This is a genomic window from Ruegeria sp. L11 (assembly GCF_056531755.1).
In genome coordinates this window covers 845,593-867,374 of the sequence record NZ_JBQFMI010000001.1, presented here as the reverse complement: position 1 = coordinate 867,374, position 21,782 = coordinate 845,593, and the positions used below count along the sequence as shown (strand labels likewise).

Genomic DNA, 21,782 nt, shown 5'->3' with positions numbered 1-21,782 from the left:
ATTTCACCCCCATTTTTTCGGTCTGAGCCGATGTGCTTTGGCTTGTTACCCTCTGGGTTGAGGTGCGGAAAAACGGCGCACGTCCAACAGAGAGGTACAAAGATATGGATCGCAAGGATCTGAAACCGACCATCCTGAAAGGGGACAGGGATCATCTGGCACCGGGGCTGTCTCGGCGGTCATTTTTCATGGCGGCAGGTGCTGCCGGTGTTGGCGCGACAGCTTCAGTGCTGGGGGCAAAACCGGCCGAGGCGCAATCGCAAGCCTGGTTGCAGCCAGGAAACAATAACCACGTGATCGACCTGCAGGGATCGACGGGTCAGGCCAGTGCCGGAGTTGTCGGTATCGACTATTATGGCCATTGCGCCATAAAGATCACCTCGCCCAACGGCGCAACGGTCCTGTTCGACCCCTGGCGTGATGACCCGTCGGGCGCGTGGGGGCTTTGGTTCCGCAATGAATTCCCCCAGATCCCGGTGGACATTACCTTGTCGACACATGCGCATTTCGATCACGACGCGATCGAACGACCAAGCTCGACCATGGTGCTGGACAGGATGGTGGGCAATTTCGAGTTCGCCGATATCAAGATCACCGGTTTTGCAGATAAACATGCCTGCGTGGCGCCGGGGTGGTACAACTGGACCAATGCACTGGCCGAGTTTGGGGTCGAAGCCTGCCCACCGAACAATGTGGGTCATATGGATATGGTGGTCTATCTGGTGGAAACAGGCGGCATTCGTACGCTGATCTGGGGTGATAATCGCCACAATCCGCCTCAGGAGTTTTGGGACGCCGTCGGACAGGTCGATGTTCTGACCCTTCCGGTAGACGGGTCGCAACATATCCTGAGTTTCGATCAGGGTAATGACATCGTGGCCAAGCTAAAGCCCAAGATCATTATCCCAACTCATTACCTGAACGAAGTCACGTCTTATACGCTGACCACGCTGCAATCAGCAGACGAGTGGGTAAAGGGACAGCAAAGCTATCAGATGCTTGACAGTGCCAGCCTGAAACTGGAGGCCGGAGAGATTGCTGGTATGAACCAGGAGTTCATGCATTTCGGCAACAATGTCATGACCGGCTGAGAGTCTTACAGGGAACCACCACTCACAGGCGCCGCCAGTTTCCTCGTGAAACGCGGCGCTCACAGAAAGGGCCGGTCAACGACCGGCCCTTTCCAGTGAAGATCCGCAAACCTACTCGGCCGCGACTTTGATCACGGGTTGCATCCGTGCCAGCACCTCTTCGGACAAGTGGCACTTCACCTGATGACCCTCGGCCAATGTCTGCACCGGTGGCACATGTGACTCGCAGCGGCCGTCAGGCACTTCGGATTTCCAGCGACACCGTGTCTGGAACGGGCATCCCGGTGGCGGGTTCATGGCTGAAGGAATATCACCTTCCAGTACGATGTGCTGCTTTTCGACCGATGTATCGGCGATGGGAACAGCACTCAGAAGCGCTTCGGTATAAGGGTGGTAGGGGGGGGCAAAAACCTGATCAGTTGTGCCCAGCTCGACCACGTGGCCCAGATACATCACCATCACTCGGTCGCTGAGGTATCGCACGATGGAAAGGTCATGGCTGATGAACAGCAACGTGGTTTTGTGCTCGCGCTGAATTTCCATCAGCAGGTCGGTCACCGCAGCTTGCACCGAAACGTCCAGTGCCGATACGGGCTCGTCGGCTACCACAATGCGCGCATCGCCGGCAAAGGCGCGCGCGATACCTACGCGCTGCTTCTGGCCACCCGACAGCTGACGCGGCATTCTGTCGGCAAAGGCGCGCGGCAGTTTTACCAGATCCAGCAGCTCCAGCATCCGCTTCTTGCGCTCGGCCTCGGAATTGCCAACACCGAAGATTTCCAATGCCCGGATGATCTGGCGCCCAACGGTCATCGACGGGTTCAGCGTGTCGAACGGGTTCTGAAACACCATCTGAACTTCACCAACGGTCTTTGCGTCGCGCTCTTCTATGGGCACCTGTTCGATATTGCGGTTGTCCAGAAGAATCTGCCCGTCCGTGGCCGTCTCAAGACCCATGAGAACTTTGGCAAAGGTGGACTTGCCGCAACCGGATTCGCCCACAATGGCCAATGTCTCGGATTCATGCGCCTCGAAACTGAGCGTTTCGTTTGCCTTCACAACCTTCTTTTCGCCACCGCCGAACAGGGCATTTGCTGCAACCTCATAGTATTTCTTGAGGTTGTCCATCTTCAGAACGACCCTGCCGATCTCACCTTTCTCTTTCTGTTCACCCACCGTGATTGGTGCGTTCCAGTCAATCTCTTTGAATTTAAGGCAACGGGTATGGTGCCGGTCATTTCCGGGCACCGCCTCCATCAGGATGTCCTTGGCGTCACAGCGACCCTCTTCGAAATAGTCGCAGCGCGGACCAAAGTTACAACCAGGGGGCCGCTCATGGGGTAGGGGAAAGTTCCCCGGTATAGCCACCAGCGGGCGCGAATTCTTGTCGGCCCCCGGCAGCGGGATCGACCGGAACAGGGCTTGCGTGTAAGGATGCTGCATCTCGTCAAACACATCCTTGATCGAGCCGCGCTCGACCGCCTCACCCGAATACATCACGCAAAGCCGGTCACAGGTTTCCAGAACCAGCCCGAGGTTGTGCGAAATGAAAAGCATCGAGGTGCCGTATTTCTTGCCCAGATCCTTCACCAGCTCGACCACGGCAGCCTCAACCGTCACGTCAAGTGCCGTTGTTGGTTCGTCAAGGATCAGCAGCGCCGGTTTCGACATCAAGGCCATCGCGATCACGATGCGCTGCTGTTGACCGCCTGACAGCTGGTGCGGGAACGAGTTGAGCATTCGCTCGGGGTCCGGCAAGCGCACATCGGTGACAACTTCCAGCGCGCGCGAATACGCTTCTTCCGCGCTGACGCCCTCGTGAATCATGGGCACTTCCATCAGCTGCTTACCGATCTTCATTGCCGGGTTCAGTGAGGCCATCGGCTCCTGATAGATCATCGCGATCTCATTGCCGCGTATGTCGCGCAATTCGTCTGAACTCATTTCCGCCAGATCACGACCCTTGAACTTGATCGTACCACCAACGATGCGACCGTTTTTGCCAAGGTCCTGCATGACACCCAGCGCCACCGTGGATTTGCCGCAACCGGATTCACCGACCAGACCAACAGCTTCACCGGGTTGCACACTGACAGAGAAATCCATCACGGCCGGAATTTCCCGCAGGCGGGTAAAGAAGGAAATCGACAGCTTGTCGATCTCAAGGATCGGGCCGTCATAATCCGCCATCTTGCTCATCTTGTATCTCCTCGCCAGATCGAGGGGATCCTCTTCATCTGGCTAAAAATATCTCGGGGGGTCCGGGGGGCTGGCCCCCCGGTCGCTTTCACATCAGTCTTTCAGACTTTCTTCGCGCAACCCGTCGGCCAGCAGGTTCAGACCCAGAACCAGCGTCAACAAGGCCAGCGCGGGTGGCAGAGCAGGGTGCAGGTAGATCGACAAAAGCTTGCGCCCCTCGTTGATCGTCGACCCCCAGTCAGGGCTTTCAGGTGGCAGGCCCAGACCAAAGAAACCTAAGGTTCCCAGTAGGATGGTGGTATAGCCAATACGCAGACAGAAATCGACGATCAGCGGGCCGCGCGCGTTGGGCAGGATTTCCCACAACATGATGTACCACGGACCTTCGCCACGGGTTTGTGCTGCTGCCACGTAGTCCCGTGTTTTGATGTCCAGCGCCAGTCCGCGCACGATGCGGAAAACGGTGGGCGAATTCACAAAGACCACCGAGACGAAGACCACCAGAATACCACCTGGAATATCGAACAGATCCAGATAGGTCGGCAGACCCCAGATACGATAGGCGTCGGTATTGATGATGTAGCCACCGGTCGAAATCAGAGACAGGTAGAACCAACCCGCTACCCCTAAAACTCCGATCAACAGCGGTGTTCGGAAGTTCGGTCTGGTATAGTAGCGTGAGTTCAGCAGCACACCGAGGAAGATGATCGGGAATACGAACAAGACGGCCGCCATATAGTTCGGTACACCGGTCGCAACGATCTCGGGCGTGACCAGCAGATAGAACAGCAGGATCACCGGGAAGGCCAGGATCAGGTTCGCAAGGAACGACAGCAAAGTATCCAGCCGACCACCATAATAGCCTGCCGGCAGACCCAGCGTGATGCCAACCATGAAGGCAAACATCGTGGCAAGCGGGGCGATCTGAACAACAATCCATGCCCCTTTGACCATGCGGCTGAACACATCGCGGGCCAGATTGTCGCCACCCAGCAGATACCAGGCGTATTGACCGTCCTCCAGATTTGAAAGTGGCGTACCTGGCACTTTGTTCTTCATGCCCGAAACCTGCGACAGCGGGTCATGCGTGACGATCAAATCCATCGCGCCGAATACCCCGGTGAAAACCCAGAACATCACAAGGCCAAAGCCAATCATGCCGATGGGACTGTCAAACAGTTTGCCGTAGAGGCCAAGCTTGCGTTTGAAAGCGATCGACATGGCATAAAGGATGATTAACGACACCCAGACGGGCAAAAACTGCTGGGACATGGCGCCAATAATCCCGGCGCTGGTGCCCATTAGTACGCCCAGTACGATATAGGCGAGTGCGATTCCGACACTGGCCAAGAAACTGTAGCGCAGTGCAAGTTGTATCAGTGTCCGCAGGCCCGAGCTTGAGCTCAACGTACCGTCCGGGTTCACCGTCATCTGGTCTTCGGGCAGCACGATGCTGGCCAGCATCCAGACGGCAATTGACAAGAGCATTAGCGCAAGGCCAAGGGCAAAAAGCGGGTTCAGGAAGGCGATAGAGCCGGTCCAGGTAAGTGGTTCCATGATCTAACCCTCCTTAAGAAATGCGGATGCGCGGGTTGAGGTAGACATAGCCGATATCCGAAATCAGCTGGGTCACCAGCACCACAAAGACCGACACGACCGAAATCGCCAGCAACAGCTGAATGTCGTTATTGCCCGCGGCCTGAACCAGCGCCCAGCCGAAGCCCTTGTAGTTGAACAGGGTCTCGACGATCACTACACCATTCAGCAGCCAGGGGAACTGCAGCATGATGACGGTGAACGGTGCGATCAGCGCGTTACGCAACGCATGTTTCATGACGATATTGGGGAAGGACACACCTTTCAGACGCGCTGTCCGGATATATTGGGCGGTCATCACTTCGGTCATCGAAGCGCGAGTCATTCGGGCAATATAGCCCATCCCATAAAGTGCAATAGTCAGGACCGGCAGGAAGAAGTTCTCAAAGGTCGGGTTCTCCATCGCTTGCGTGGCCGTGCCTTTGAACCACTTCAAACCAACTGCGGATGAGGTGAAGATCGCGATAAAGATCACGCCCGAGACATATTCCGGCGTCGCCGTCGTTGTGATGGCGAAGGTCGATAACGTCCTGTCAGTGGCAGATCCTTCTTTCATTCCTGCCAAAACACCAAGGATCAACGCGGACGGAACCATCAGCAACATGACCCAGAGCATCAGACGACCAGTCAGAGCCAACCGGTTCCCAACAACGGTGGAAACCTCTTCCTTGAAGACAGTCGAATAGCCCCAATACCCTTGCAGGATTCCGCAGAAATTCGGAGATTCTTCGGCGGTTTTGCCCGGCAGAATGCATCTTCCCTGAACGGTTCCGTCTTCATTCGTGTACCGATAAGAGGGCAGGACACCTAGCCATTCGCCGTATTTTATCGGAGTGGATTGGAGGTAACCATTTTTGCTCAGGTAGCTCTCAACCTGTTCATCCGACATCCGAAAGTTGCCCTGCGTTTTCGCCAGCTTCTCGAGGTTCGGATAGAGGTTGGTTAAGAAGAAAACCAGGAAAGTCAAACACAATGCCGTCAACAGCATGATGCCAACGCGCCTTAGAATGAAAAGTCCCATATTTGCCCCTGTGGGTCGGCTAGCGCGGGTTTCAAGGAACACCACGCTTAGCTGTTATTATTTGTTCGTCGCGTTCAGGACGAAGAGGCCGCGCCAGGGTGGCGCGGCCTTTTGCGTTTTGGCTCAGGACGTAAAGCCGAACTTATAAAGCTGCGGCAGGTCTGCGATATGCTTTTCGACACCCACCAAATTGTCGCGGTGATGGCGCATCGCTGTCCGCCAATAAGGCTGGATCGTGACACCTTCGTCGATCATGATCCCCTGCAGTTTGGCCATCACTTCACGACGTTTGTCGACATCTGCGATCGAGTTCGCCTCGGCCAGCAACGCATCAAACTCTGCATTGGCGAAACCGGATTCGTTCCATGCGACTCCTGATTTATAGGCCAGTGCCAGAACCTGAGTGCCCAATGGGCGGTGGTTCCAGTTCGTCGACGAGAAGGCGTATTTCGTCCAGTCGTTCCAGAAGGTCGATCCCGGCAGAACTGTATGCTTGGCCTTGATGCCCGCGTCGTTCAGCTGCGCTACAACCGCGGCTGTGGTGTTACGGCGCCAGTCATCATCGATTGATTGCACTTCGTGCTCAAAATCACCCATACCCGCTTCGTCCATCAGGGCTTTCGCCCCGGCAGGATCGTACGGGATGCGAGTCACGGCCGAGTCATGTTCAGGGTGCATCGGCCCGACATGGCAGTTGTCAGCCGGAATGCCGTAGCCTGACATGCCCAGCTCCAGGCACACTTCGTTGTCCACCGCCATGGCCAAAGCCTGACGAACGCGCTTGTCGCCGTAGATCTTGTTGCCGTTTTCGTCTTCGGCCAACTGGTTCGGGCGGATAACGATGGTGAAGCCCGACGGGATTTCCGAGCGCACAAGCCCAATTCCGTCGAAGATGTCGACGAATTCGCCAACAGATTCCCAGTTCATGTCGATCTCTTCGGCCTCATAAGCCGCAAGGAATGCAGCCGGGTCAGTGCCGTAGTCGATGAACTCGATGCGGTCGATATAGCCGCCTTTGCCAGCCTCATATCCCCACCAGTCGAAGCCTTCGTTGCGCACCAGCACGCCTTTAACGCCAACTTCGTGGCTGTCAGGCAGCATGAAACCTGTGCCGACTGGGTTTGAAAGCATGTCGTTCGCATCGAAGCTGCTATGAACGATAGGAGCGGGATAGTCCGCCATGCCCGGGATGATCGTGATGTCAGGCGCGTTGCACTTCAGTTTGACAGTATGGGAGTCGACAACGGTGATTGCGCCGTCCGCAGCTTTCTGAGTGCTTTCGTCGATAAGCGACGCCATACGCGATGCCATCGAGTTGCCTTCCAGACCAGCGTCACACCATCCTTCGATGTTGCGGGCCACGTCTTCGGCTGTGAAGTCATCGCCATTGTTCCACTTTACGCCCTTGCGAACGTTCAATGTGTATTCGGTGGCGTCGGCGTTGGCTTCCCAGCTTTCCAGCAGCATTGGCTTGAACGAGCCGTCGTTGTTGTATTCGACGAGGTACTCAAGCCAGCCTGCTGTGAAAGTGGCAATTTGCGTCCAGTCATAAGTTCGCGGATCTTTAAGCGCGCGCACTTCCATCTGATAGCGGATGGTTCCACCGCGTTGCGGCTCTTGCGCCGCCGCAGGTGATTGCAGACCGATCAAACCATAGGCCGTCGGTACCGCGACACCCAGCGCCGTTGCGCGGACCAGAAATTCCCGGCGGCTAAGCTTGCCGTCACGGTATTCCTGCGCGTGCATCTCGGCCGCCCAGTGCACCTTGTCTGTGGTGATTGCCGTATTGGTCATAAATGTCTCCCTGTGACATTGATTTTGTTGATTTGTTCTTGTTCTAAGCGACACGGGCTTGTCCGGTCGAAAGAAAGAAGGATTCCGGTTTTTGGACTCTGTGCATCCCCATGCCGCCATTCGGCACCAGAAATCACTCAACGTCAACGTTCGGAATCGACATAAAATGCACAAAAGCGACGTTCCCGCAGTGTTGATATTTCAGTACGGATTTTGTCATGTGGCGCCCCGCAAGAAGAAACCCTTGCGGAGATTCTGCGTCAAATCACTGATAACAGACGAAAAACCAGTTAGTTTCCGTTGATCTGTTTGCTTTCGGTGTCATATCCTGTGGAATGAACAACTCCAGATATCACTTTGAGAAATCAACGTGATTCCATGTTTTCATTCTTGCCCGAAACCACGTGCGTTGACGTTTGGCAAATTGCCGGGTCGAGATTGTGGCCCGTTCACGGGCCTGATCCAAAGTCAGTGTTCCATCCAGATAGGCCATAAGCTCTGGCACACCAATGGCTTTGCAGGCGGGAAGAGCGGGGTCGAAACGATCCCGCATGGCGCGTACTTCGTCGATTGCGCCCAGCTCCAGCATCTGATCAAAACGGCGTTCAATCCGATCCAGAAGCCACGTTTTGTCGACGTCAAAAACGATAGGAACCGCATCATCCAGCCGTAAAATTGGCGGTGGCGTATCGGCCTGCCAAGATAACAGGCTGCGACCAGTGGCGCGCTGCACTTCCCAAGCGCGCTGCACGCGCGCGCGGTTCTGCATATCCAGGCCAGACAGTGTCTGTTCGTCGACCCCGGCGACCAGCTCGGCAACGGTCAGCAAGTCTGCTTCGGCCCGCACCTGCGCTGGGGTCGCAGGAATTTCGGCCATGCCTTCGGTCAGGGCCGAGAAATACAATCCTGTCCCGCCGACAATGATTGGCCGCTGGCCCCCGGTTAGCAGTGGCACCACTTCTCGCAGCCAGTGACCGGCAGAATAGTCCTGATCATAGGCGATGTGACCATAGAGCAGATGCGGCACGCGTGTTTCTTCTTCGACAGATGGTCGGGCCGAGATCACTCGCCAGCAGTCATAGACCTGACTTGCGTCTGCATTGACGACGACCCCGCCATGCCGTTCGGCGATCTCCAGCGCCAGTGCTGATTTCCCGGATGCCGTCGGCCCTGCAATCAGGACAGGTTTGTCGTCGGGAATAGGGGGTAATTGCTGAAATATCGCGTCTGTTGATCGCCGGGTCATATGCGGTTGCCTCAATCCTCACCAACCGCATTGAACCTGCGGAGCTTTTGCTTCATTTTGCGCCGGAAATTAACCCCGTGCCAGCCCGGAGCGCAACATGAGCCTTTCCCCGTCTTCTGAAACTGCCGAAACCCCGAAAACCACATACAAACGTGTCATGTTGAAAATTTCAGGAGAGGCATTGATGGGGGATCAGGGCTTTGGCCTGCACCCGCCGACAGTTCAACGCATCGCGCAAGAGGTGAAATCGGTTCACGATCTGGGCGTTGAGATCTGCATGGTTATCGGTGGCGGAAACATTTTCCGGGGCCTGAGTGGATCTGCTCAGGGTATGGAGCGGACGACAGCAGACTATATGGGGATGTTGGCCACGGTGATGAACGCACTGGGTATGCAATCTGCCCTGGAAGAGATTGGGGTGTTCACCAGGGTCATTTCGGCCATTCGCATGGATGAAGTGTGCGAGCCGTATATCCGCCGCCGCGCCGTACGACACCTTGAAAAGAAAAGGGTTTGCATCTTTGCGGCCGGCACCGGCAACCCGTATTTCACCACCGACACCGCGGCGACCTTGCGCGCCAATGAAATGGCGTGTGAGGCGATTTTCATGGGCAAGAACGGTGTCGACGGCGTCTACGACAAGGATCCCAAACAACATGCCGACGCGGTGCGTTATGACACGGTCACCTATGACGACGTTCTAGCCAAGCGGTTGCGGGTCATGGATGCGTCAGCCATCGCGCTGGCGCGTGACAACAACCTGCCTCTGATCGTCTTTGGTCTGGATGAGCCCGGAGGTTTCCGTGGTATTCTTGCAGGCGAGGGGACATATACCAAAGTTCAGGGTTGAGGCCCGAACGAGACCTGCCCCAGAGTGTTAGAAATTCAGCCCCGGCAACCCCGCCGGGCTTTTTCTTTTGCTTCAGCTTGACGGTCGCGGATGGTGCTGTCTAAGTAGCGTTGTCCTTCCGAAGTGAAGGGCTGCCCGGTGTTTCGTCAGCTCATGGCGCAAGCACAGGCTGGGCTGGAAGACCTGCCATGATTTCTGAGATGTCCGGAAACATGAGCGGGCATCTTGTTGATATGACAGCACAACTAAGGAGCAATGAGGCATGAGCTCTCTGGATATCGATTTCGTTCGGGCACAGTTTCCGGCTTTTTCCGAACCCAGCCTGAAAGGACAGGCGTTTTTTGAGAATGCGGGCGGGTCATATACCTGCAAGCCGGTGATCGACCGGTTGACGCGGTTCTATACGCAGCGAAAGGTTCAGCCCTACGCCCCTTATGAGGCCAGCCGTCTTGCAGGTGCCGAGATGGATGAGGCACGCGTGCGCATGGCCGCCATCCTGGGTGTTGAAACCGATGAGCTGAGCTTTGGCCCTTCGACGACACAGAATACCTATGTTTTGGCACAGGCGTTCAGGCAATGGATGAAACCTGGCGAGGCGATTGTCGTGACCAATCAGGATCACGAGGCAAATTCGGGCCCATGGCGTCGTCTGGCCGAGGCAGGGATTGAAGTGCGGGAGTGGCAGATCGATCCTGAAACCGGATCACTGAACCCGCAGGATCTGGAAAATATGCTGGACGAAAAAGTGCGTCTGGTCTGTTTCCCGCATTGTTCCAATGTCGTTGGAGAGATTAACCCGGTCACCGAGATCACTGCGATTGCCCACGCGGCTGGTGCATTTGTCTGCGTGGACGGCGTATCTTACGCCCCGCATGGGTTTCCGAATGTTGGCGATTTGGGGCCGGATATCTATCTGTTTTCAGCCTATAAAACTTTTGGCCCGCATCAAGGCTGCATGGTCATTCGCCGAACACTGGGAGAGTTGCTGCCCAACCAAGCGCACTACTTCAACGCCGACGTTCTTTACAAGCGCTTTACCCCGGCAGGCCCGGATCATGCTCAGATTGCGGCAAGTGCAGGTATGGCCGATTACGTCGAGCTCCTGTGCACGCATCACGGTGGGCCTGACGCCGGTGCAGCAGAGCAGGGTGCCTTTGCCCATGACCTGATGCGCGCGCATGAGGTGTCCTTACTTCAACCGGTTCTGGATGCGGTAAAGGACCGCAACGCGGTACGTCTGATCGGCACTTCAGATGCCACCCGGCGTGCGCCGACGGTAGCGCTGTCGCTGAACCGTCCCGCTGAGTCAGTTGCAGCAGAACTGGCGCAATACGGTGTTATGGCGGGGGGAGGCGACTTTTATGCTGTGCGCCCATTGCAAGCGATGGGCGTGGATCTGGCACAGGGCGTTTTGCGGGTCAGCTTTACACATTATACCTCGCAGCAGGAGATTGATCAGCTTTTGGAGGCGCTTGAACACGTTTTGTGATCCACTCAGCTTGGGGCTTCGTAGAACGAAGAAAACCTCAGGGTGGATATGGAAAACGAGCGGTCTCCGATCATCTTATGGTACCGACGGGATCTGCGCCTGTCGGACCATCCGGCATTGACTGCTGCTGTTGCAAGCGGCCGTCCGATCATACCAGTCTTTGTTCATGACCTTCTTGTGCAACACCTTGGCGCGGCCCCAAAATGGCGGTTGGGGTTGGGTCTGGAGGTCTTTTGCGACGCTCTGACGAGGCTTGGTAGCCGTCTGATCCTGCGGCGTGGCGATGCGCTTGAGCAATTGCGGACACTTGTCAAAGAGACGGGCGCAAAGGCTGTCTATTGGTCGCGGGCCTATGATCCAGCGTCGATCAGACGCGATACACAGATCAAAACGGCGCTGACCGAACTGGGTGTAAGCGCAAAGTCCTTTCCTGGTCATTTGCTTTTTGAGCCCTGGACGGTCGCAACAAAGCAGGGCCAGCCGTTTCGTGTCTACACTCCTATGTGGCGCGCGGTTCAGCGGCGGGACGTGCCAGCGCCGGATGCGTTGGTGTCACGCTTGGCGGGGCCTGCAACCTGGCCTTCCAGTGATAAACTGAGTACCTGGCATATGGGTGCGGACATGTACCGAGGCGCTGCAATCGTGCGCCCCTATGTCCAACCCGGAGAGAAGGCCGCCCGCGACCACCTTGAGCACTTGCTCGACAAGTTACCCGGCTACTCCATTGATCGTGACCGGTTGGATCTGGACGGAACATCAAACCTGTCAGAATACCTTTCATTGGGCGAGATCGGGCCACGTACTGTCTGGCACAGGGTTCAACAGGCTGCGATGACGGGAACCCCCGGCGCTGAGGCATTTCTGCGGCAGTTGGTCTGGCGTGAGTTTGCCTATCACCTGATGTATTACTCACCGCATCTGCTGACCGATAACTGGAAAGCGGAATGGGATGATTTCCCTTGGAATATCGATCCGCACCACCCTGAAGTTGCCGTCTGGAGACAGGCCCGAACCGGAATTCCTGTGGTCGATGCGGGCCTGCGGCAGATGTATGTGACGGGCCGTATGCATAACCGGGCCCGGATGATAGTGGCCAGTTACCTGACCAAACATCTGATGACACACTGGAAAATCGGGATGAGTTGGTTCGAGGATTGCCTGATTGACTGGGACCCGGCCTGTAACGCCATGGGCTGGCAGTGGGTTGCGGGTTCAGGCCCCGACGCGTCGCCCTTCTTTCGTATATTCAATCCTGAAACGCAGGCCGAAAAGTTTGATCCGCAGGGGTCTTACCTGCGGCGCTGGATCGCCGAAGGCCAGACGAAACCCAGTGACGTTGCACTTTCCTATTTCGCTGCGGTTCCCCGGTCATGGAACCTGTGTCCGCAGGCGGATTATCCCGAGCCTGTCGTGAAACTGGCGGATGGACGAAACCGCGCCTTGCGTGCGTATGAAAGCCGAAAATCTCACTAAGGAACTGAAAACTTGCCAGAAACAAAATCGCGGCCTAGCCTGAGACCTGTGCCGCAGAGGGGAGAGCGGATGGTGCTGACGACGACAGAGGGGCAGTCGGATCTGCCCAGGTATTTCGCCCAGGTCTTCAAGATGCTGACCAGAATGGAGTCGGGGCGACTAGACATAACATTGCCAGATGGTCGCATCTTTCGCGCAGAGGGACCCAAGGCAGGGCCTGTTGCTCAGATCGATATCCACGACGGAGATGTTTTTGCCCGTCTGATCCGCGAAGGCGAGCTGGGGTTTTCTGATGCCTACCTTGAAGGACATTGGAGCACGCCTGATCTGCGCTCATTCATGGATCTTGTCCATCTGGGGTCCGAAACCGTCTATGACGGGTTTACTGGAAAGTTCCTTGTCCAGGCCTATGAACGGCTGCGGTTCTGGCTTCATCGCAATAACCGGACGCAGGCGAAAAAGAATATCTCTTACCACTATGATCTGGGTAACGACTTCTACGGTTTGTGGCTGGATGACACGATGACTTATTCCAGCGCCATTTTTGAGACCGGGCAAGAAAGTCTTGAGAAGGCGCAAACTGCCAAATATGCCAGCCTTGTCGATGAAATGGGGGCCAAACCCGGTGACCACATTCTGGAAATCGGATGCGGTTGGGGCGGTTTTGCCGAATATGCCGCGAAAGAGCGGGGTTTGCATGTAACCGGCCTTACGATTAGTGAGGAGCAGTTCAAGTTTGCCAATGAACGTATTGAAAAAGCAGGACTTTCTGATCAGGTGACATTCAAGTTGCAAGACTATCGCGATGAGCGTGGGCAATATGATGGCATAGCCTCAATCGAGATGTTCGAGGCGGTCGGTCAAAAATACTGGCCGGTTTATTTTGAAACCGTTCGTGAGAGGCTGAAGCCAGGGGCGCAAGCGACCTTGCAAATCATAACCGTAGGTGACCACCGCTGGGATTATTACAAGAACGGTGTTGATTTCATTCAGAAATACATCTTTCCGGGTGGAATGCTTCCGTCACCTTCGATCCTGCGGCAGCAGATCAATCAGGCCGGTCTGAATGTAGTGAAGTCGAAAGAATTCGGCAAAAGTTACGACCTGACGCTGCGGCGGTGGTATGAAACGTTCAATGCAAAATGGGAACAGATCGCAGACCTGGGCTTTGATGAGCGTTTTCGCCGCATGTGGAATTATTATTTGACAGCGTGTGGCGCAGCCTTTGACACGCGCAATTGCGATGTGACACAGATCACCGTAGCAAAGCAAGTTAACTGACGGACCGAAACATGCCCACTGCCTCGCGTCTTGTAGCCGCCGTTTGTCTCATCGTGCTGGCATTCATTGTCTCAGGAATGATTATCGAAAACGGTGAAGAAGGTAAGGATTACGGGTACTTTACCCTGGTTAACATGGGCCTTGGCGCAGCTTGCGGGTGGGGCATCATGGGTAAGCGGGCTGGGCGCGGCTGGATCTCTGGGATCAACAATGGGCTGACTGGTGTCGCCTCGCTGATTTTCTGGGCGCTGTTTGTGCAGGGCTGTTACGAAATGTTCCGGCTTGCCATGCGCAATCGTTACGGTGGCCCGTTTGAGGCCATTCTGGCCATTTTCAAGATCGGGATTGAGTACAGCAAGCTGCTGATTTACCCGGAAATTCTGATAGCATTCCTGATAGGTGCCGTTGTCTCGGGGCTGGCCACAGAAAAGGCCAACCGATCATGGCGCTGATCCGTTACTGACAAGAGAGATCGAATTTGTCTGATTTGTTCTTTTATGGAACGCTGCGACACTTGCCACTGTTGGAACGCGTTCTTGGCCATCCTCTGAGCGAACGCAAAGCACGACCCGCCCAACTTCGAGGCCATGCTGTCCATTCTGTACAGGGGCAGGATTTCCCAATGATCCTGGAAACGGAAGGCGCCAGTGCCGAAGGGTTGCTCGTGCAGGACTTGTCGCCTGAGGATCTGGCCAGGCTGGATTATTACGAAGGGTCTTTCGACTATGATCTGAAGCCTTTGAAAGTCGAATTAGAAGACGGGACCGAGGCCGAAGCGCAGGTCTTTTTTCCGGCACCCGATGCATGGAGACCGGGTGATTTGTGGTCGCTTCAGAACTGGGCGGACAGATTGGGCGAACTCACAACGCTCGCGGCTGAGGAAGAGATGGCCTATTTCGGGAAGGTCGCCCCCCGGGTCATGGCCCGCAGTATTCGCGCCACTCAAACGCGTGCCTGGTCGAAGATTATGGCCGGGCAGCGGCGAACCGGTGATCCGCGGGACATTGCAAATGACGTGATCGTGCATCGCCATGACCGGGTGTATCTCGATTATTTCGGGATGGAGGAAATCGATCTGCAACACCGGCGGCATGACGGCAGCATGGGTCCGGTGCTGCGCCGTGGAAGCTTGTTGCAGGGCAGTGCGGTCGGCGTTCTGCCCTATGATCCGGTCCGTGATACCGTTTTGATCGTGGAACAGTTCAGACCGCCGGTTTTCCTGAACAACGATCCGGAACCCTGGCTTTGGGAAGCGGTGGCCGGGATGATTGATCCGGGCGAGACACCCGAACAGGCCGCGCATCGCGAGGCGATGGAGGAGGCGGGTATTCGTTTTGACAGGCTGGAATATGCCGGCGGGGCCTATACCTCGAGCGGATCTTCCACCGGGTTCATGTATCTTTATGTTGGTCTGGGTGAGTTGACACACACCACAATCACTGGCGGCCTGGACACAGAAGGTGAAGACATCCGCAGTCAAATCTTACCGTTCGACGAATTCATAGACATGACGGATCGCCATGTTTTTAAGGATCTACAATTGGTGTCTCTGGCTTATTGGCTGGCCCGCCATCGGGACAGATTGCGCGGGTGACTATCCCGCTTGTGGTCGCGGCGGTGCGGCTGTAAATCTTCGATGGTACAAAACGACAAGGGGCCATCATGCGCATTGCACGAGATCTTGCTGACGCAGTAGGAAAAACACCGCTGATCCGGCTGCGCCGCATCAGTGAAGAAACTGGTTGCGAAATTCTCGGCAAAGCCGAATTCATGAACCCCGGTCAATCCGTCAAGGACCGTGCTGCACTCTATATTATCCGTGATGCCATTGCGCGGGGCGATTTGAAGCCCGGTGGCACCATTGTGGAAGGCACCGCCGGCAATACCGGTATTGGTCTGGCGCTGGTGGGGGCGTCAATGGGGTTCAAGACCGTGATTGTGATCCCGGAAACCCAGTCGGAAGAAAAGAAAGACATGCTGCGGCTGGCCGGTGCACAACTGGTTCAAGTTCCGGCTGCACCTTATCGCAATCCCAACAATTTCGTGCATTATTCCCGGCGTTTGGCCGAGGAATTGGCGCAGACGGAACCCAATGGGGCAATCTGGGCCAACCAGTTTGACAACGTGGCGAACCGTCAGGCCCATGTTGAAACCACTGGACCCGAAATCTGGGAACAAACAGACGGTAAGGTCGACGGGTTTATCTGTGCTGTCGGGTCGGGCGGTACGTTGGCCGGGGTTGCCGAAGCGTTGCAGCCCAAGAGTGTGAAAATTGGTCTGGCCGATCCTATGGGTGCGGGTCTCTACTCCTACTACACCACCGGTGAAATCGCGATGGAGGGCGGATCGATTGCCGAAGGTATCGGACAGGTGCGGATAACAAAGAATCTGGAAGGGTTCACGCCGGATCATTCCTATCAGATCACTGACACCGAGGCGTTGCCGTATATCTTTGACCTGCTCCGTGAGGAGGGGCTGGTTATGGGCGGGTCGACCGCGATCAACATGGCGGGCGCCGTGCGTCTGGCCAAGGAAATGGGGCCGGGCCACACGATTGTGACTGTCCTTTGCGACTATGGCACACGGTATCAGTCCAAGCTGTTCAACCCGGATTTCCTGCGCGAAAAAGACCTGCCGGTACCGAATTGGATGACCGAAGCACCGCGCAGCATTCCTGGCGTTTTTGAGGACGTGTGATGCCCAAGCAGGTTCGCCTGTTTCTGACACTGGTTTTCCTGTGTCTTGTCGGGGTCGCAGGCGGCGCTGTTGCGCAGCTGACCGACAGGCAAAGTGAGTATTACCGGGGCTGGATAAAAACTGCGGACCGTGCCGAGTCCGTGATTGAAGCGAACCGTGCGTCAAACGCTGCGTTCGAGAATTTGCGTTCTGAAATAAACGGTTACCGAGAGGACTTTAACAAGGCGCGCAGCGCCAACACGGATCGTATCGCAACGCTGGAAAGCCAGATCAAGGCGCTTGGTCCGAAACCCGAAGGGGACGCGACCGAACCTGAAGACATCGCCAAATTGCGAACTCATCTTAATGATCAGCTCAACAGTTTGCGCGTGCCCCGCATCATTTCCGAAGAAGCGTATAGCCGCGCAAACGGATTGATCAGTGAAATTGACCAGATTATCCGGACACGGCAGACAAAGGAGTTCTTCCAGCGCGGCCCGTCGCCAATCAACCCCGTATATTGGGGACCCGCATGGCAGGATGTAAAAGAAGCGTTTCTGAGCCTGGCGAATGAAACACTTGCCAACCTGCGTTCGGACGTCGTCAAAGAGAATATCCGTGATCGCGGTTTAGCTATTCTGTTTCTCGTGAGCCTGGCGGCGGTTTTACTGGTCTTCGGCAAGCGTTGGTCCGAGCGGGGCGGCGATTATCTCAGGACGCTGGGCGGAGCGGGGACCGGGGCCTGGTCCTTCATCATTTCGCTGTTGCGAATACTGTTGCCCTGGATTGGTGTCGTTGCCGCCATCACTGCGATCAGCCTGTCGGGTGTTCCCGGCCTGCGCGGCAGCTTGTTGCTAGAGAATATCTCGTATTGGGCGGCAATCGCCTTGTTCTACGACTGGATCGGCCGACAGATTTACCTGATTGGCGCCTCACAGGGCTTCAAGCGCCTGTCTGCCGCGCGGATCACCGAATTGCGCATCTACATCGATCTGTTGGCTTTGATGTTGATCCTGCACGAATTGGCGCTCCTGTTTCAGCAGATCGAAAATATTTCGGATGCGACCCGTGCGGTTATCAGCTTTCCAGTGATTGTCGGAACGGCATTGCTTTTGCTCCGCGTGCGGCAAATCCGAACGAACGACCGCCTGCTGGACCAGACGGCGTCTACCCGGGCCGCTGGATTCAGCCAATTGGTAGAATTCCTGCGCAAGGCCATGTTCCTGCTGGGGATCGCAACACCCGTACTGGCACTGGTTGGCTATACTAATGCGGCCGAAGCGATTGTGTTTCCGGCGGTAAAAACACTGGTTCTGATTGCCGCACTGGCAATTTTTCAACGGTTTGTCAGTCAGATATACGGATGGATCACAGGGCAGGGCGACGCTGCGCGCGACTCTCTTTTTTCAGTCTTGGTGGGCTTTGCACTGGCCATCGTCGCGCTGCCTGTTCTGGCGATATACTGGGGCGCGCGCGAAACGGACCTACTTGAAGTATGGTCACGTCTGTTGCTTGGCTTTGACATCGGTGGTGTCACGATCTCACCCAGCAATTTCCTGACATTTATCGCCGTTTTCGCAATCGGTTATACGCTGACGCGGTTGTTGCAAAGCGGGTTGCGCAACTCGCTGTTGCCCAAAACCAGCATCGATCCGGGCGGGCAGAATGCGATTGTCGCTGGCTCTGGGTATATCGGGATCTTTCTGGCTGCGCTGGCAGCGATCATGGTCGCGGGGTTTGATCTGTCGTCTCTGGCAATTGTTGCGGGTGCACTGTCTGTCGGTATTGGCTTTGGCCTGCAAACGATTGTGTCTAATTTCGTGTCCGGCATCATCCTTCTGGTCGAACGGCCGATCTCCAAGGGTGACTGGATAGATGTGAACGGGATGATGGGCTACGTGCGTGACATCTCCGTCCGATCGACCCGGATCGAGACGTTCGACAGAACGGATGTGATCATTCCAAACTCGGACCTGATCAGCGGCGTCGTCACCAACTACACACGTGGCAATACCATCGGTAGGGTGATTGTACCGGTCGGTGTCGCCTACGGAACAGATACACGGCTGGTCGAGACCATTCTGGGCGAGGTCGCAAACAACCACCCGATGGTTCTGGCCAACCCGGCGCCCAGTGTAGTGTTTCAGGGATTTGGAGCGGATGCGTTGGATTTCGAGATCAGAGCGATCCTACGGGATGTGAACTGGGTTTTATCCGTCAAATCCGACATGAACCACGAGATCAATCGGCGCTTTCTGGAAGCGGGTATCGAGGTGCCGTTTGCACAGCGTGATATCTGGTTGCGCAATCCCGAAGCTTTGCAGACCTCGAACAAGGTTAAAGAGGCAGGCCTTGCGCCCAAACAGAACACAACCGATTCAACGGCAGGAAAGCCAGTTGAACTGACAGAATCTGATCTGGACCCTGACGCGGGCGATGAAATCTGACGACCAGTCCGACAGCTGAAAGGTCGCGTTTCTGGTCGCTTGACGCTCTGGGTAGACTACCGGATTTAATTGATCCTTTCCGGTGATTTCACCGAATTGGGGCCTTGCAAATCTCATGACATTGGTCCAAACATCGCCGGCACGGAGAGGTGGCCGAGTGGTCGAAGGCGCACGCCTGGAAAGTGTGTAGGCGGGGAACCGTCTCCAGGGTTCGAATCCCTGTCTCTCCGCCATTACCCCCTTAGACAGAAACCCAAACCAGCCCCGGCGTCTTGGCTGTGTACAACTTGGTTTCGTGTACCACGCCGGGTCTTCGAAAGCGCAGGATTTTAAATCCCGGACACTTTTGCTTTTCCTAAAATGAACGCGCGTTAAGCCGGAAAACGAAAAAAATACCATAAACATTAACAAAAATGTCCATTTGATATAGAATTACAGTGTTTTTGTTCGGTAACTCTTGGGTTTTCGTGTGGCGCAAACGCTTTATGATAAATACGGTGGCTTCAAAACAATCAGCCGTGTCGTGATGACCTTCTATGAAATGGCGTTGGATTCGGATGACATCGGCCATTATTTTGAAGATATTGATATGCCGCGGTTGATTGATCATCAGACGAAGTTTGTATCGTCCCTGATTGGCGGACCGGCGTCATTCAGTGATGACAGGATCGAAGCCGTACACAGGCATCTGAGTATTTCACACGACGAATTTGATGTGATGGCTGAGCTGTTTGGCGAAGCGCTGAGCGTGCATGGTATGTCCGATCAGGATATCAAAACCGCGCTGGCTGCAATTGAAGGGAAGCGTTCAATTATCGTCGCCCGAAACGCGGCATGAGCATTCATGCAATAAACGAACAGCTGTTACGCGCCATCGGTGTCGGCATTGCCGTGGTGCGCGCCTCGGATCTTCAGTTCGTTTTTCATAACGGGCCGTTTTCGGAGTGGTTTGGAACCCCCGAGAACGGCAGTACTCTTACGGACATTCTGCCGGCCCTTGATCCCAAAGAATTGGAAGACGTCAAGCAATCGGGCTTGAGATATTCGGTTGAATTGCAAATCAAGCCGAAGCGGCGGACCTTGATCTTTGCAGTCGCAGTTTCGTTGGCCAAAGGGCTGTCCGAGCAGGTTCTGATTGTCGAATGCCAGAACATCACGCGCATTCGCGAGCTGGAAAGCATGATCGACAGCTATTCCACCATGGTCGAACGCAACACGCGCGAGCTGGAGCGCGAGAAAGAACGGGTTGAACGGCTGCTTCTGAACCTGATGCCACGGGCCGTTTATGAAGAGTTCAAAACCTTCGGTGTTGTCACTCCGCAGCTCTACAAGCAGGTGTCTGTTGTTATGCTGGACTTTGTGGGTTTCACCGATTTCGCGGCCAAGACCGACCCGACAGTGACCTTGAGTGAGTTGAACGACATTTTCACAGCGTTTGACAGGATCGTTGAGCAATTCGGGTGTGAAAGGATCAAAACAATTGGTGACGCATATCTTGCGGTCTCAGGCATGCCTGACCCGACACCCGATCACGCGACTGCTGTGGCCCATTGCGCGGTACGTTTCCTGCGCTATCTCGAACGCCGTAACGAAAGCCACCCGCACAAATGGCAGGCCCGGATCGGTTTGGGGATGGGGGCCGCGGTCGGGTCTGTCGTGGGTATTCAGAAATACGTCTACGACGTTTTCGGTCCGGCGGTAAATATCGCGTCCCGACTGCAAATTTTTGCCAATCCTATGAAAATCGTTGCGCCGGAAGAGATGAAATACGCCCTGATTGACGAATTTCAGGTCTCGGACCTGGGACGTGTTGATATAAAGGGAATGGGCGAGATGAATCTGATCAACGTAACGTCCGGGCTGAGCTTACCGCAAAGCAGCCGAATGTTTTGACAGGTGTCAATCGTCTTGCGGGATCAGACCCAACCCTCGCAGGTAGATACCAATGCCGCTTTCCAGCAGGTCTTCCGGGGGGAAGGGTGACGTCGCTCCGGTATTGCGCGCGTATAATTCAACCACACCATGGCTCATCGCCCAGATATGTGCGCTGAACATCGACGCGGGCGGGCGCTTTTCAGGTGGAATATGTTGTGACAGGTCGTCGGCGGCTTTTTCAAGAACCGATTTGGCCCGGTTGGCGGCCATTGATAGTTCGGGGGTGCGATTCAACGAAATTCCGCTTTCGAACATGGCGATGTAGTGGCCGGGGTTCTTCCGCGCAAAAGCCAGATAGGCCCGCCCGGTTGCCTCGAAGGCGGCAAGGGCAGAGGGTTGGCCCTTGTCATAAGCGTATTGCATCAGGTCCGCGAACATCTCGAACCCTTGCCGTGCAGCTTCGGCGATAAGGTCTTCGCGCCCTTCAAAATGGCGATAGACAGCGGCGGGTGTTACGCCAGCGGTTTTGGCGGCTTCAGATAACGTAAAACCTGTCGGCCCCTTTTCTTCGATCAGGGACAAGGCTGCCTCGATCAGGGCTTGCTTTAGGTTTCCGTGATGATAACCGCGTTTCGACATCCCGGCCTCAGGTTCTTTGATTAGGTATTGGAAGACAAGGGGATAGACCAAATACACACGGTCGTCCAACGCTTGCCCTTGAAATCCTTGGCCGGGCAGGGTGAA

Annotated in this window: 17 protein-coding genes and 1 tRNA gene; 12 read left to right on the top strand and 6 right to left on the bottom strand. The window is 55.5% G+C overall.

Annotation, left to right across the window (positions count from 1 at the left end):
* Positions 1 to 104 precede the first annotated feature (104 nt).
* Positions 105 to 1,091: an MBL fold metallo-hydrolase gene (locus tag ACR0CE_RS04290; protein WP_480537707.1), complete on the top strand. Its 987-nt coding sequence runs from the start codon at positions 105 to 107 to the stop codon at positions 1,089 to 1,091.
* A 111-nt stretch (positions 1,092 to 1,202) separates the two neighbouring features.
* On the opposite strand, the gene ACR0CE_RS04285 is transcribed toward ACR0CE_RS04290, so the two are convergent.
* The 5 genes from ACR0CE_RS04285 to miaA all read right to left on the bottom strand — a co-directional run bounded on the left by ACR0CE_RS04285 (position 1,203) and on the right by miaA (position 8,947).
* Entirely contained in the window at positions 1,203 to 3,290 is a 2,088-nt protein-coding gene (locus ACR0CE_RS04285) for an ABC transporter ATP-binding protein (RefSeq protein WP_267363907.1), read from the bottom strand.
* Between the two features lie 93 nt (positions 3,291 to 3,383).
* Positions 3,384 to 4,847, bottom strand: a complete 1,464-nt coding sequence (locus ACR0CE_RS04280) for an ABC transporter permease (protein ID WP_480481219.1) — start codon at positions 4,845 to 4,847, stop codon at positions 3,384 to 3,386.
* Between the two features lie 13 nt (positions 4,848 to 4,860).
* Positions 4,861 to 5,907 (bottom strand): ABC transporter permease, encoded by a 1,047-nt coding sequence (locus tag ACR0CE_RS04275; RefSeq protein ID WP_209504113.1) that lies wholly within the window; start codon positions 5,905 to 5,907, stop codon positions 4,861 to 4,863.
* A 123-nt stretch (positions 5,908 to 6,030) separates the two neighbouring features.
* Positions 6,031 to 7,701: an ABC transporter substrate-binding protein gene (locus tag ACR0CE_RS04270; RefSeq protein ID WP_480831071.1), complete on the bottom strand. Its 1,671-nt coding sequence runs from the start codon at positions 7,699 to 7,701 to the stop codon at positions 6,031 to 6,033.
* A 352-nt stretch (positions 7,702 to 8,053) separates the two neighbouring features.
* A complete protein-coding gene (gene miaA / locus ACR0CE_RS04265; protein ID WP_480537711.1) occupies positions 8,054 to 8,947 on the bottom strand; it encodes a tRNA (adenosine(37)-N6)-dimethylallyltransferase MiaA in 894 nt (297 codons plus the stop codon).
* Between the two features lie 97 nt (positions 8,948 to 9,044).
* Between miaA and pyrH the strand changes: the two genes are divergently transcribed.
* The 11 genes from pyrH (at position 9,045) to ACR0CE_RS04210 (ending at position 21,056) form a co-directional block, all read left to right on the top strand.
* Positions 9,045 to 9,797 (top strand): UMP kinase, encoded by a 753-nt coding sequence (gene pyrH, locus ACR0CE_RS04260; protein WP_209504110.1) that lies wholly within the window; start codon positions 9,045 to 9,047, stop codon positions 9,795 to 9,797.
* 262 nt (positions 9,798 to 10,059) lie between these two features.
* Positions 10,060 to 11,286 carry an aminotransferase class V-fold PLP-dependent enzyme gene (locus ACR0CE_RS04255; protein WP_480472429.1) on the top strand — a complete coding sequence of 409 codons (1,227 nt, stop codon included), beginning with the start codon at positions 10,060 to 10,062 and terminating at the stop codon, positions 11,284 to 11,286.
* A 48-nt stretch (positions 11,287 to 11,334) separates the two neighbouring features.
* On the top strand, positions 11,335 to 12,759 hold the full coding sequence (locus ACR0CE_RS04250) for a cryptochrome/photolyase family protein (protein ID WP_480831226.1): 1,425 nt from the start codon (positions 11,335 to 11,337) through the stop codon (positions 12,757 to 12,759).
* A gap of 69 nt (positions 12,760 to 12,828) precedes the next feature.
* On the top strand, positions 12,829 to 14,040 hold the full coding sequence (locus tag ACR0CE_RS04245; RefSeq protein WP_480831069.1) for a class I SAM-dependent methyltransferase: 1,212 nt from the start codon (positions 12,829 to 12,831) through the stop codon (positions 14,038 to 14,040).
* A gap of 11 nt (positions 14,041 to 14,051) precedes the next feature.
* On the top strand, positions 14,052 to 14,492 hold the full coding sequence (locus ACR0CE_RS04240) for a TrgA family protein (RefSeq protein ID WP_480831067.1): 441 nt from the start codon (positions 14,052 to 14,054) through the stop codon (positions 14,490 to 14,492).
* Between the two features lie 26 nt (positions 14,493 to 14,518).
* Positions 14,519 to 15,634, top strand: coding sequence for an NUDIX domain-containing protein (locus ACR0CE_RS04235; RefSeq protein ID WP_480831065.1), 1,116 nt, complete (start codon positions 14,519 to 14,521; stop codon positions 15,632 to 15,634).
* Positions 15,635 to 15,702: 68 nt separating this feature from the next.
* Positions 15,703 to 16,737 (top strand): cysteine synthase A, encoded by a 1,035-nt coding sequence (locus ACR0CE_RS04230; protein WP_480831063.1) that lies wholly within the window; start codon positions 15,703 to 15,705, stop codon positions 16,735 to 16,737.
* A complete protein-coding gene (locus tag ACR0CE_RS04225; protein ID WP_480831061.1) occupies positions 16,737 to 19,163 on the top strand; it encodes a DUF3772 domain-containing protein in 2,427 nt (808 codons plus the stop codon). Before ACR0CE_RS04230 ends, ACR0CE_RS04225 begins: the two co-directional genes overlap by 1 nt.
* 143 nt (positions 19,164 to 19,306) lie before the next feature.
* Positions 19,307 to 19,396: transfer RNA gene (locus ACR0CE_RS04220), tRNA-Ser, on the top strand.
* A gap of 236 nt (positions 19,397 to 19,632) precedes the next feature.
* Entirely contained in the window at positions 19,633 to 20,001 is a 369-nt protein-coding gene (locus ACR0CE_RS04215) for a group I truncated hemoglobin (RefSeq protein ID WP_209596705.1), read from the top strand.
* On the top strand, positions 19,998 to 21,056 hold the full coding sequence (locus ACR0CE_RS04210; protein ID WP_480831059.1) for an adenylate/guanylate cyclase domain-containing protein: 1,059 nt from the start codon (positions 19,998 to 20,000) through the stop codon (positions 21,054 to 21,056). The genes ACR0CE_RS04215 and ACR0CE_RS04210 overlap by 4 nt, the downstream gene beginning before the upstream one ends.
* A 6-nt stretch (positions 21,057 to 21,062) precedes the next feature.
* Here ACR0CE_RS04210 and ACR0CE_RS04205 read toward each other — a convergent pair whose 3' ends face one another.
* Positions 21,063 to 21,677, bottom strand: a complete 615-nt coding sequence (locus tag ACR0CE_RS04205; RefSeq protein WP_209504101.1) for a TetR/AcrR family transcriptional regulator — start codon at positions 21,675 to 21,677, stop codon at positions 21,063 to 21,065.
* Positions 21,678 to 21,782: the final 105 nt, after the last annotated feature.